The organism is Bacillus sp. SSR7, assembly GCF_055902415.1.
The window spans coordinates 1-12,813 of sequence record NZ_JBVVXV010000019.1; the positions used below are offsets into that span (position 1 = coordinate 1).

General features: G+C 36.4%; 12 protein-coding genes. 6 read left to right on the plus strand and 6 right to left on the minus strand.

Going from position 1 to position 12,813, the window contains the following annotated elements:
- Both AC0NJG_RS24790 and AC0NJG_RS24795 read right to left on the minus strand, forming a co-directional pair.
- A partial coding sequence (locus AC0NJG_RS24790; protein WP_474063563.1) for a SpaA isopeptide-forming pilin-related protein occupies positions 1-1,990 on the minus strand: 1,990 nt, incomplete at its 3' end.
- Positions 1,991-2,377: 387 nt separating this feature from the next.
- Positions 2,378-3,247 (minus strand): Cof-type HAD-IIB family hydrolase, encoded by an 870-nt coding sequence (locus AC0NJG_RS24795; protein WP_087951483.1) that lies wholly within the window; start codon positions 3,245-3,247, stop codon positions 2,378-2,380.
- Positions 3,248-3,381: 134 nt separating this feature from the next.
- Between AC0NJG_RS24795 and AC0NJG_RS24800 the strand changes: the two genes are divergently transcribed.
- On the plus strand, positions 3,382-3,999 hold the full coding sequence (locus AC0NJG_RS24800) for a DNA-3-methyladenine glycosylase (protein WP_088327399.1): 618 nt from the start codon (positions 3,382-3,384) through the stop codon (positions 3,997-3,999).
- 46 nt (positions 4,000-4,045) lie between these two features.
- Complete coding sequence (locus tag AC0NJG_RS24805; protein WP_474063584.1) at positions 4,046-4,378, plus strand: hypothetical protein; 333 nt, start codon at positions 4,046-4,048, stop codon at positions 4,376-4,378.
- A gap of 36 nt (positions 4,379-4,414) precedes the next feature.
- On the opposite strand, the gene alsD is transcribed toward AC0NJG_RS24805, so the two are convergent.
- Positions 4,415-5,173: an alpha-acetolactate decarboxylase gene (alsD, locus tag AC0NJG_RS24810; RefSeq protein WP_143880836.1), complete on the minus strand. Its 759-nt coding sequence runs from the start codon at positions 5,171-5,173 to the stop codon at positions 4,415-4,417.
- A 16-nt stretch (positions 5,174-5,189) separates the two neighbouring features.
- Complete coding sequence (alsS, locus tag AC0NJG_RS24815) at positions 5,190-6,878, minus strand: acetolactate synthase AlsS (protein ID WP_088327402.1); 1,689 nt, start codon at positions 6,876-6,878, stop codon at positions 5,190-5,192.
- Between the two features lie 388 nt (positions 6,879-7,266).
- On the opposite strand from alsS, the gene AC0NJG_RS24820 reads away from it, so the two are divergent.
- Complete coding sequence (locus tag AC0NJG_RS24820; RefSeq protein WP_087951479.1) at positions 7,267-7,827, plus strand: DUF1700 domain-containing protein; 561 nt, start codon at positions 7,267-7,269, stop codon at positions 7,825-7,827.
- Between the two features lie 21 nt (positions 7,828-7,848).
- On the plus strand, positions 7,849-8,445 hold the full coding sequence (locus AC0NJG_RS24825) for an NDxxF motif lipoprotein (protein ID WP_087951478.1): 597 nt from the start codon (positions 7,849-7,851) through the stop codon (positions 8,443-8,445).
- Between the two features lie 49 nt (positions 8,446-8,494).
- Here AC0NJG_RS24825 and AC0NJG_RS24830 read toward each other — a convergent pair whose 3' ends face one another.
- Complete coding sequence (locus tag AC0NJG_RS24830) at positions 8,495-8,851, minus strand: YlbF/YmcA family competence regulator (RefSeq protein ID WP_000164605.1); 357 nt, start codon at positions 8,849-8,851, stop codon at positions 8,495-8,497.
- Between the two features lie 142 nt (positions 8,852-8,993).
- Positions 8,994-10,130 (minus strand): DUF445 domain-containing protein, encoded by a 1,137-nt coding sequence (locus tag AC0NJG_RS24835; RefSeq protein ID WP_140421229.1) that lies wholly within the window; start codon positions 10,128-10,130, stop codon positions 8,994-8,996.
- 134 nt (positions 10,131-10,264) lie between these two features.
- Here AC0NJG_RS24835 and AC0NJG_RS24840 point away from each other — a divergent pair, with 134 nt between their 5' ends.
- Together AC0NJG_RS24840 and AC0NJG_RS24845 are read left to right on the plus strand one after the other, a co-directional pair.
- On the plus strand, positions 10,265-11,317 hold the full coding sequence (locus AC0NJG_RS24840; RefSeq protein WP_073531106.1) for a YheC/YheD family protein: 1,053 nt from the start codon (positions 10,265-10,267) through the stop codon (positions 11,315-11,317).
- A gap of 20 nt (positions 11,318-11,337) precedes the next feature.
- On the plus strand, positions 11,338-12,798 hold the full coding sequence (locus AC0NJG_RS24845; RefSeq protein WP_073531107.1) for a YheC/YheD family endospore coat-associated protein: 1,461 nt from the start codon (positions 11,338-11,340) through the stop codon (positions 12,796-12,798).
- Positions 12,799-12,813 lie beyond the last annotated feature (15 nt).

Genomic DNA, 12,813 nt, shown 5'->3' on the forward strand with positions numbered 1-12,813 from the left:
TTTCTTCGCCTGGCTTTTCTGTTTCCTCACCTGGTTTCTCTGTTTCTTCACCCGGTTTTCCTGTCTCTTCACCTGGCTTCTCTGTTTCTTCACCTGGCTTTTCTGTTTCCTCACCTGGTTTCTCTGTTTCTTCGCCTGGCTTTTCTGTTTCCTCACCTGGTTTCTCTGTTTCTTCACCCGGTTTTCCTGTCTCTTCACCTGGCTTCTCTGTTTCTTCACCTGGCTTTTCTGTTTCCTCACCTGGTTTCTCTGTTTCTTCGCCTGGCTTTTCTGTTTCCTCACCTGGTTTCTCTGTTTCTTCGCCCGGTTTTTCTGTTTCTTCACCTGGTTTTTCTGTTTCTTCGCCTGGTTTTTCTGTTTCTTCGCCTGGATTTTCTGTTTCTTCGCCTGGATTTTCTGGACCTTTACTTGGTTCTTTTTCGTTCAATACTTCTCGTTTCACTACTTCATTTGCTATAACGTTTACTTCTACTTTAACTTCTTTCACTTTGTAGCCTTCTGGCGCTTTCGTTTCTTCTAACGTATACTTACCTGGCACTAAGTTTTCGAATATAGCAACACCATCTTTATTTGTTGTTTTTATCCCTCCAACTATTTGACCATTTTCGTTTTTCAGTCTAAATTCCGCGTCTTCTAGCACATTTTTGCTCTCAGCATCCTTCTTGATTACCTGTAAGCTTCCCAATTCTTTCACATTTTTAACTATTACTGATACTACCTTGTTCTCTTCCACATTAACTTCAATTTCTTCTTTTATTAATTTATATCCCTCTGGTGCTTTCGTTTCTTTTAATGTATATTTACCTGGTTCTAATTTCTTAGAGATTACTTTACCTGTCTTATCTGTTCGTAATGTATCTATTTGTTTACCATCTTTATACACTTCGAATTCGGCACCTGATAATAACTTTGTTTCATCACTTGCATCTACTTTTACAATTTCAAATTGGCCTGTTACTTTTTCAACGGATGGCTTATTCCATTTCGGCCAATTAAATTTAAAGTTATGAACCTCAAAGCCATCTCTTTGATTTAATCCGCCAAGAAAGGCTTGTCCGTTAATTGAACCACCCTTTGTATCTACAACTGCATTAGGCGCAAATACACTTCCTACTACACCATATCCTTTAGTTGTTATCTTTTTAGCATTAGGGAACACCCAAATGACTTTACTAGCTAACTCAGTAAAAAAGGAATTAGGGTCATATGCTTGAGATGTATTAACTAATGTGAACCCGCCCTTATCCGTCGTATCATACAGGATTGCACCGCCACCAAAATTAACTTCTTCTGCATCTGAATGAATAACAATAAAGTCTTTGTTACTTACATTCGGAAGAAAAACGTCTTTTACATTGAATGGTTCTTGCCCTTCTAATCCTGAAGAAACGTAAATATTAGGATTCTTTACATCTTCACCGATTCCAAAGGTCATACCCATTTTGGGTTTATCAGTATGTAATTGGCCCGCATCCTCAATTACACTATTAACATCTTTTCTAAACTCTTTAAATTTAGCATCAATCTCCGCTTGCTCTTTATAAGAGATACGGTCATATGATGATTTCATTGCACCTTCTGGATCACCATCTTTTGTCATCGCCACTGTTCCATCTTGAATAATTACTTGTCCTGTTCCCGCTTTCGTAAATTGACCACCTAGTAATAATGAGGGATATCCTTCCTCTACCCATGTTGCTCCAGCTAAGTTATGCGCTCCTGTTGCAGCTGCTAAGACTGTATAACTTGATGCATTCATATTTTTTTGAATGGCCATCGCACCTTCAATATCCGCACTCGTTGCACTATGATTTCCAAAAATGACGGCGTTGTAATAAGATACATCACCTAAACCTTTTAATTCTATTGTAGCTGCCTCTGCTTTATTTGGTAAATGGATTAAAAAATTCATGCATACTAATAACACAACTATCAAACTACTACTTAATTTTTTTATTTTTTGATTAAATGATTTCCTCAAAAAATTCATTCCCCCTTTTAAAATTCCTAGATTTATGAAAAGAAGCTCATTTCATATGTACCAATCCTTACTCACATTAACTTAAAATAATCCATTTAAATAGACGAAAGAAACTCTACAACTAATTAATAAAATGACTACAATGCATTTTTGAAATCATACGTGAACGAAACTAACATGCGAAGTGTTTTTGCGTATGGACGCTCAATAAAATTAACATGGAGAATATTTCATGTGGTGTAACTATTTTGGCAACATCATCCACTTTACAACAGTTTGCTAAGGGATTCAAGTGAATTGTATACATTTTAGACACAATTCCCCTTTATAGAACGCTTTCATTTCTAAAATAAAACCAATAAAAAAACGTAGCCAAAAAGCTACGTTTTTCTCTCATCATTTCGGTGTATTTTTATGATTCTTCAAAAACGGAAGTGGGAATTGTTTACGGAAATGCTCTTTAATCATATACTCTACGCCGTTCTCACTATTTGAACGTGTAATCCAGTCGGCCGCTTGTTTTACCTCTACAGGCGCGTTCCCCATCGCTACCCCAAGCCCTACATTTTCAATGACCTCTAAATCTTCCATGCTATCACCAATCGCAACCATTTCATTTAGCGAAATATTCAAATGCTCTCCAAGTAATTGTAATCCGCGTAATTTTGATACATTTTGCGGCAAAATTTCTATTCGTTTTGAATCACACTCAACATACTCTATATCTTGAAACGCTTTTCTTAATGTATTCATTCCTCTTTCTTTTTCACCTTTCGTTTGGAAAAGAACATCAATTTTTGGAGCCGCGACTGGATGATCACGAAGCGCATCACCTAATGAATCTACAAATTGAACTGGATAAAATAACGGATCTGCACTCGATAACACAGTACGTGCAATTAAGTTTGGTGTATTTCTCTCACGATTTCCGATTGAAAACCGTTCATGAGAAATGCGGACGTTACAGTCAAAATGCTCTAATACTTGCACAATGTTAAACGTCTTCTCTTCCGATAATCTTCTTTGAACATAAGGCTTATCTAACGTTGCTGAAACGAAAGCACCGCCGTGTGTCACTAATATAGAATCTAATTTTAACGCCTTTGCTACTTTATGAGCGGACTGAAAATTACGGCTCGTAAATAATGTAACGTATACGTCTTTTCTTTTCACAAATTCAATTGTTTCTCTTAATCCTTTTGCAATTTTTCCGTTGTTGTATAGTAGTGTCCCATCTATGTTAAGAGCTAGTAAGCGATAAATCATGTCGCACTCCCCCTCTTCGCTGTTGTACTCTATCCATAATTTATGAAATAAATGTAGCAAATAGAACGAGTTAGAATTTCTACTGAAAATTTGGTTTACTATATACATATACACTCAGTAAAGGAGATAGTACAATGCAGGCACCTCCTTCCTTTTATGAAGGCGATACGTTAGAAGTCGCAAAGAAATTACTCGGACAAAAACTTGTTCATATTGTAAACGGAATAAAGCGAAGCGGAATCATTGTTGAAGTAGAGGCATATAAAGGTCCCGATGATAAGGCCGCACATAGTTATGGCGGCAGACGGACGGATCGCACAGAAGTCATGTTTGGTGCACCGGGACATGCTTACGTATATTTAATTTACGGTATGTATCATTGTTTTAACGTCATTACAGCACCAGTGGGCACCCCGCAAGGTGTTCTCATTCGAGCCCTTGAGCCGGTAGATGGAATAGAAGAAATACAACTAGCGCGCTATAACAAAACTGACATTACAAAGGCGCAGTATAAAAATTTAACGAACGGCCCTGGCAAACTATGCCGTGCACTCGGAATTACTTTAGAAGAACGAGGCGTATCATTGCAAAGTGACACATTACATATTGAACTCGTCCGAGAAGAAGAACACATATCATCACAATATAAAATAACAGCAGGTCCTCGTATTAATATCGACTATGCAGAAGAAGCTGTACATTATCCTTGGCGTTTTTATTATGAGGGACATCCGTTTGTTTCAAAGAAATAAACATATGTAAAGGGAGAGACTATGAGGGGGTAAACCTGAACTAAAAATAGAATCAGAAAAAGTATATAAAACGAAGAAAAATCCAAATGGAATGTTTGTAGCAAGAATACTACAAATTCCAAAAGAAGAAGATAAACTAGACTTTGTCCTTATTTTACAAAATATAAAAACGAAAAATATTACTTATAACAAAGTTTTAGTAACAACAGATAACGACTATTATTCTTTCCGACTCGCTCGTGGGAATATTAAATGGTCATCCTTATATACTGTTACAGTATGGGATGGGCTTGGGCATCAATTAGTAGAAGTATCAGCCTTAACTGGTAAAAAGAACTATTCTATTTCTGATGAGCATTGTTCCACATATCGGGAGTAACCCAAAATAAAAGAGAAGCCGAATCGGCTTCTCTTTTTACTCCGCACCTTCCGCAGTCGCAATATTATCCTCTAAGTTTTCTCTTGATAATTCAGCTGTCATAAAGTCAGCTGTTTCTGGAAGTGCTAAATGCATATGAGCTTTTTGACAAATTTGGATCGTACAGTTTTCAACAACATAGTCGAAAACATGTCCGCCTCCGCTTCTTTCATCATCAATATAATGTAAGTGGAAACCCGCTACACCAATACCTTGCGCATAATCTGGCGTCCAAAAGCCAGCTAGCGTACCTTCTGTATTTTTAAATGAGAAGATTGGTTGTGATTTCGTCACTTCAACGAGCGGTGTATACGGTTTTTCTTGTTTTGGAACAGTTCTCGTTCTTACTTCGCGGAACGTACCGTCCATTCGAATACCATAAAATAAGTTTTTACTCGGCATTAATTCATGTAATAATGCTTCCACTTCTTCACGATTCATCGGATGCTCTATCGTATAACTCATTTCTTTTTCAAAAAACGTTACAGTCGCAAATGGTGTTGTTTCTTCTGGCTCTACTTTTTCCGCTGAACCGTCTGAACGTAAATGATAAAATTCATTATCAAATGCAATCATTTCACCATCTAATTGATCAAATGTGCCGATGCCGAAATCACCGCGTTCTTTTAGTTCCTCAAAGCTAATCACACCATCATATATACCATCTAATAGCGCAAGCATTGTAGATGTTTGATATACTTCATTACTCATTTTCGTTTTTTTTGCATCAATATCGATTAATTGCGCAACAGTCATCTCAAATCTGCCTCCATTAGTTTAATTGGTTTGGTAATAATTTTTCGCTTAATTTAATGTTGTCACGATAGTCAATTGGAATATCAATAATGACAGGGCCGTCTGCTGCTAGTGCTTCTTTTAATACACCTTCTAATTCATCAGGCGTGTTAACACGAAGACCTAACGCCCCGAAACTTTCCGCATATTTCACAAGATCAACATCGCCAAACTCTGTAGCGGATGTTCTGCCGTATTTCATCATTTGTTGGAATGCAACCATATCATATGTGCCGTCTCTCCAAACGAGATGGACGATTGGAGAATTTAAACGTACCGCTGTTTCTAACTCCATCGCTGAGAATAAGAAACCACCGTCACCTGATACAGAAACTACTTTTTTACCTGGTTCTACTAAAGTAGCTGCGATTGCCCAAGGAAGTGCAACACCTAACGTTTGCATACCGTTACTAAATAATAATCTACGTGGTTCATAAGAACGGAAACATCTCGCCATCCAAATAGAATGGGAACCGATGTCACATGCAACGGTTGTATCGTCACTAATTAAAGAACGAAGTGTACGAATCACTTGAAGTGGATGCGTAACACCTTCTGAAGGACGATTTGGAACTTCTGCTTGTTCTGATAATTTCGCACGTAATCGTTCTAACACTGCTTCTGATTTCGTACTTAATACAAGTTTCGGTAATTTCTTCGCGATGCTATTTACAGTTAAGGCAATATCACCAATTAATTCACGCTCTGGTTGGTAATCATGATCGATATCTGCTTGATGGTCGTCAAGATGAATAATCGTTCTGTCTCCAAGTTTATTCCAGAACTTTGGATCATACTCAATTGGGTCATAACCGATAGAAATAACAAGGTCTGCTTCTTCTAGTAAAATATCACCTGGTTGATTACGGAATAATCCAACGCGGCCGAAGAAATGATCTTCTAACTCACGTGAAATCGCACCAGCTGCTTGATATGTTTCAACGACTGGAAGTTCTGTATCCGCAATTAATTCACGAACGGCTTTCGTCACTTCATTTGTGCTCGCTCTCATACCAAGTAAAATAACCGGTAATTTCGCTGCTTTTATTTTTTCTACTACGTATGTAATATCATGTGTGGGAGCGATTCCAAGCTGTGGCTTAGAAAGCGCACCGATAGACTCTACAGTCGTTTCCGCAGTCATAACGTCTTGCGGCAAACTGACTAAAGTAGCTCCTGGATTTGTGGAAGTCGCACTTCTAAATGCATTACTTAATGCTTCTGGCACATTATCAGGATGCTCTACTTCTACGCTATATTTTGTGATTGGTTCGAATAGTGCAGCATTATCCATAGACTGATGCGTACGTTTTAATCGATCCGTACGCGGAACTGCACCAGCTAAAGCAACAACGGGATCACTCTCCGCATTCGCAGTAACAAGACCTGTCGCTAAATTTGATGTCCCTGGCCCTGAAGTTACAAGACACACACCCGGTTTTCCTGTTAATCTACCAATCGCAGCTGCCATAAACGCTGCATTTTGTTCATGACGACAAACAATTAACTCTGGTCCTCTTTCTTGCAGTACATCAAATACAGAGTCAATCTTCGCTCCTGGAATACCGAAAACATGTGTAACACCTTGTTTAATTAAACAATCAACAACAAGATCTGCTCCTTTTGTTTTTGTCTTCACGTCGTTTGCTTTTACACCTGTACTCAAACTAATCATTCCTTTATTTCATAATTTGTGTAATAAAGATTTTTAACTTCACCTAGTTAATTAATGTGGTGAAGTATTATTTATCATTATATTACAAATGCATTATTTTTCCAACAATATGAATATGACATTATTTTGACAACAACTAGAGAATGCGCTTACAATCCTTTGCTTATCCTAAAATAATATTTTTATATCTCCTCGAAAAAAGCTGAAAAAACTTCCATCTCATCACAGTATTAAAAAAATATTAGTACCTTGCAAAGAACAATACTAAATGATATATTTGTAAATAATGGAATACCCATTAATTGTAATTCACAGCACCCTTTTCAAAAGATACGATTCTCAGCTTTCATTCATCATTCTATAAAGGAAAGTGATTATTATGAACAAAAGTGAATTTTTAGAACAACTTAGTTCTTCCCTGCGGAATATGCCTAATGCAGAAAAGAAAGATATTATCTCAGAGTATGAAACTCATTTTATCAGTGGTAAACAAGATGGGAAATGTGAAGAAGAAATTTCTAGAAAACTAGGAAACCCTAAAACGATCGCTAAAGAACTTACTGTTTCCTATGCAATAAGCAATGCTGACAAGAAACGAAGCTTTAAAAATATGATAACCGCACTATTTTCTGTTATGAGCTTAAGTGTTTTAAACTTTGCCTTTATCTTTATCGCCTTTTTCGTACTACTCTTTTTATTACCGATTCTTCTAGCACTTATCATTGCCACTCCAGTATTAATCATTTCCCCTATTTTATTAATAGGGTTAGGATTTTTTAAAGGGTTTCATCAAATTAGTTACTCCGATGTTTACAATGTGTTCATCGCTTTTTGCAGCGGTTTACTCATATCCGTCATATGTTATCAAATGGTCAAACATCTATACGCAACTTTAGTAAAGTATTTGAAATGGAATATAGCTATTTTACAAAGACACTAATGAATAAAAAAGGAGATTAAAATGAAGAAATATACTTTATATTCACTCATGCTACTTACAGTTTTATTTCTATCAGCTTGTTCAAACAATGCAGAACCTAAGGAAGAAAACGATGTACAATCTATTAAAGATGTTACGATTAAAATTCCGGAAACTATATTCACTTCCTCAAAGAAAAATGAAACGATTAATGAAGATGAAATGAAACAAAATATAAAAACTTATTTAGATTATAGCGGAGAGCTATACGAAAACATCGTTCCACTTTCGTCAGCCATGTCTGACGAGAAGGTTACTGAATCCGACCGAGAGAAATTACAAAAACTAATAGATTTAGCTCAACAAAACGATGCGAACTTCCATCATTTTATTAGTAACAATACGATTCCTGCTGATTACAAACAGCCTTCGAAGGAAATTCATGAATATATTTCATCGTCTACGGCACTTTCAGTAGAACTAGAGCAAGAATTAGAAAAACTAACTGAAGATGGTAACTTATTCAAGACTGATTTTTCTTTTACAAAACGCTTTGAGAAAGTGAATGGTAGGAAGCAAAAAGAAATTGAAAAGTTTTTGAAGGAGAAGAATATTGAGACTGAGTATTTCAAGAAATAAAAAATAACAAATAAAAAAGACGCCCCTATACTAGGAGCGTCTTCTCTCATTACGCTTGTTGTTGCGCGCTATATAACTCTTCAAGTGGCTTCATGATAATTTTGTTAACGTCGCCGATTACAACGTTTAAGCGTTGTTCAGTTTCCATTAACTTTGTAATTTTAGCATCTTGTTGAATGCGAGCTACAACTTCTTGTGCTTGTTGGTTATCTTCTTCAGTAATTTCTTGACCTTGCATCATTTTTTGTTGTAGGCTAAGTTGCATTGTACGGAACTCATCGAATAAGTTCTTTGAAGCAGCATCAGCTTGAACTGCTGCGTAGCTCTCTTTTAACGTTTTGAAGTCATCGTTTTCAGCGATTGCTTTTTGTAATTCATATGCTACATCATGAATGTTTTTTGTCATTTTGTTTTTCCTCCTTTAGAAGGCTAGCGCTTTTCTCTCGCACTGCCTTTTACGTGCATTTACATACGCACCTCTTCTTACCATATCAAACTATGCAAGAGATGTGAAGATATTTCACTTTTATTTGTATGTGCATATCTTATTATTTAAGAAACAACAGTAATAACCCTTGCACGATTCCAATCATTCCGCCTAATAAGGCACCTAAATACGTAATCATTTTTAGTTCATTTTTTGTAATGGACAACACTAAATCTTCTAGTCTCTCCGTTGAAAATGTAGACACTTCTTGCTGGACAATTTCCGCCAAGTGGAGATTATTTAGTATACTTTCTACGTTTTCTACTCCCCACTTCAAGCCTTTCATTACTGCGCTTGGGACTACTTGTTCTATCATTGTTTCTCGAACCGGTTCACATACTTGCTGCACAGATTGGTTTAAAAACTTACTCACTGTTTCTTCAACTTTAACAGCTGACAATATGGAGTTTACAATCATTTCTTTTTCTACAAACGTTTCTAATTCTTTTACATCTCTTCCTTTTAACTTCTCCCACTCTTTTTGCAGTACATCAGTTAAAAGCTGCTTTGTGCCATCTTGGCCTAAAAACTTAATGACTTCTGGCTGCACACGATCCACTACACTTACATTCCCTAAAAACATTCCGACTAAGTTCAGCAATGCTCCTCTAGAAGCAAAGAAATCATCAATCATTTTTGAAAGACGAGCTTTCCCTTCTTCACTTTCAAAAAAACTGATTCCTCGATCTAAAATAAACGCTGAGACATTTGGGATCGCATTCTCTATTTTTTCATGAACAGACTGAGGTAAAGCCTGTTCCCATGTATATGTATAGTACTCTTCTAAAAATGCCCGAATCTTTTCTGTAATTACCTGTTCGATTTTCTCAGTTGCTTCTTTTTCTACATGCGCTACGTTCCATTTTTCTAACATGTGTCGCAGTGGCTGTTCATTCGTCATTACTTTATCTACTTCTACTTGTGTCCAGTGGATTAAACCTTTTTGAAACTCTTCATTTGTTAACTTCTTTCCGATTCCTTCTGGTGTTAACAAATGCTCTACAACCATTTTTCCTAATTGAACAGCAAGCTCATCACGGCGCTTCGGAATTAATCCTGGTGTAAATGGGACTTGAAACTTTCCAATATACATAGGGCGATGAGGACGAAATAACATTTTTATTGCTAAATGATTTGTAAATCCTCCAATAATTGCTCCGAGCCCTGTCGTCGTTAACATACTTAACCATATATTCATTACAATCAACCTTTCGCTTCTCCAAAACTATAGCATATCATCATACGGACAAAAGTATAATGGTATAAAAACGTATTTGCAATATATAGCTTCGCCTATTATGCCAACATTTTGTTAGTAAAGGAGTGATTTCGTTGGTTCTCGGTATTTTAACTTCTCAGCCTCATTATGAGCAAACGTATTACACCGAAATCGCTAAACGCGCTCGGCTTTATCATAATGTCGTTGCCCAGTTTACGCCATTTTGTATTGATCCTAAAACAGACCTTATTTCTGGTCTGATTTATGATACAGATACAGGCAAATGGAAAGAGCAAACATTCCCTATTCCTTCTTATATATATGATCGTTCTTCTTTTAATGAGGAAACAGACTTCGACAAAGCAAAATCAATTATTCACTCATTACACAACCGTCCTTCCACTACCTTTTTAAATAACACACTCATTGATCTAAGCGAACTACATGATGTATTTCTCATGAATAAAAAATTATCACCTTATATACCAAAATTTGAAATAGCAACGATACACAACGTTTTCAAACTGTTATTAAAAACAAAAGATATTATTATACGTCCTACTAACGCACATTCCAATGAAAGTCTGTACCGGGTCGTTTATAAAAATAAAACGTTTCATGTTGATACAATAAATGATGCCTATCATATTTCTACTCCCATCAAACGGACTGATGAATTTATATCTTGGTACAAATCTAATATACGATCAGCACGTTACATCACCCATACAATGCTGCAACCACCAAATCAATTAACATACCCACTTCATATTCGGACCATTTTACAAAAAAATAAAGAACAGAAGTGGAACGTTATCGGTCAGTTTATACAAAAAAGTTCATTTCCGAATCAACTTTTACTTTCGGCAACTGATGATTCCTCGCTGCATGCATTTTCAAAAATTAAATACGTACTATCTAGTACCGGTGTCCAATTATTACAGGACGCTTTACAAGACATTATAAATGAAGTGTTTCAAACACTAGATCAATCTTATTCTTCGTTATTCGAGCTAGAGCTTTCCACTATTATGGATCAAAAAGGGGCAATTTGGCTTATGTATGTCAACACGATTCCTCCGTACGAACATTACATTCGTTATAGTGATTCATTAGCCGAAAAAATATATCACGGACCATTACAATTTAGTCGCTTTACACCATAATGAAAGGAGGTTAGTCTATTTTGAAAGAGCACATATATACATTAAATATTTCAGATGAGCATCCAAATAGTATTACTTTACCTTATATTTTTTCCATTACACCACCCATTACATCCCTTTCCTTCGGCCTACGCCATGTTGCAAGTAAAGAGGTAAAAATTCATTATTCCTTTACTCGCGAAATCATTATTGGAAAACAAATTGCAGAGAAACTTTTACTTCCTCATTCCACTACTATCCATGCATTCACACAAAACCAAACGATTATTTTCGGACCATTAATCGGGATTTTCACAACTGGTTTTACCGATGACGCTTCTAATCCTTTAGGGAACCGTTCCACTTCTCTTGGCGAGTTACTAACGCCACCATTCACCTTGCGACCATTTGTATTCGTTTTTGGTGTGCAACATATAGACTGGGAAGACGAAACAATTGAAGGGTATTTCTTTCAAGAGGAAAAGTGGATAAAGAAAAAAGTACCTTTACCGAATGTCATTTACGACCGATTACCAAATCGGAAAGCCGAAAATTATAAACCGATCGTAAGAGCAAAAAGAAAGTTAGAGCATGACTATGCGATTCCATGGTTTAACCCAGGTTTTTTTAATAAATGGGAAGTGCATCAACTTCTTGTGAAAGATGAATCCATTATGCCGTTATTACCAAACACAGAAACATTTCAGCACTTCGAACAAGTGGAACGATTTCTCGGAACGTATAAATCAATTTACATGAAACCGATTCATGGTAGCTTTGGTAGAAATATTCATCAACTATTTTATTCTCAAGTAGAGAATTGCTACTACTGTCGTTATCGCGAAAATGAAGAAAATAAACTAAGAAAGTACCAATCATTAGAAACGCTTCTGAACCATGTGTTAAAAGGACATGATTTAAAAAAGTTTATCGTACAACAAGGTATTTCCTTACTTCGCTTCGATGGGCAACCTGTTGATTTCCGCATTCATACAAATAAAAATCATTTCGGCCAATGGATGGTCAGTGCAATCGTGGCAAAAATTGCTGGCAAAGGTAGTTTAACAACACATGTAAATAGTGGTGGCGATACGAAATTGCTTCAAGAACTTTTTCCAGATTCAACGAAACAAGTTCAAATTGAGAATAAGTTAAAACATACTGCCTTACAAATTAGTTATGCGCTCGATGAACAAGTAACCGGAAATATTGGAGAAATCGGTTTTGATATCGGTTTAGACACGCAGGAAAACCCATGGCTCTTTGAAGCAAACTCTAAACCAGGGCGAACTGTATTCCAAGATGCCAAGTTAAAAGAACAGAGTGAACTAACGCGCCAATTATTTTACGAATATGCCATCTACTTAACTGAACATTCTTTGCGCGATACAAAAGAAAAAATGTCTCAAATAAAATCAGAGACTTCCTCAAACAACGAGCATATCCCGTCCCCTATGATTCACTCACAAATACGAAAACAAAAACTTCCACCTCATTCATAAGGTGGAAGTTTTCTA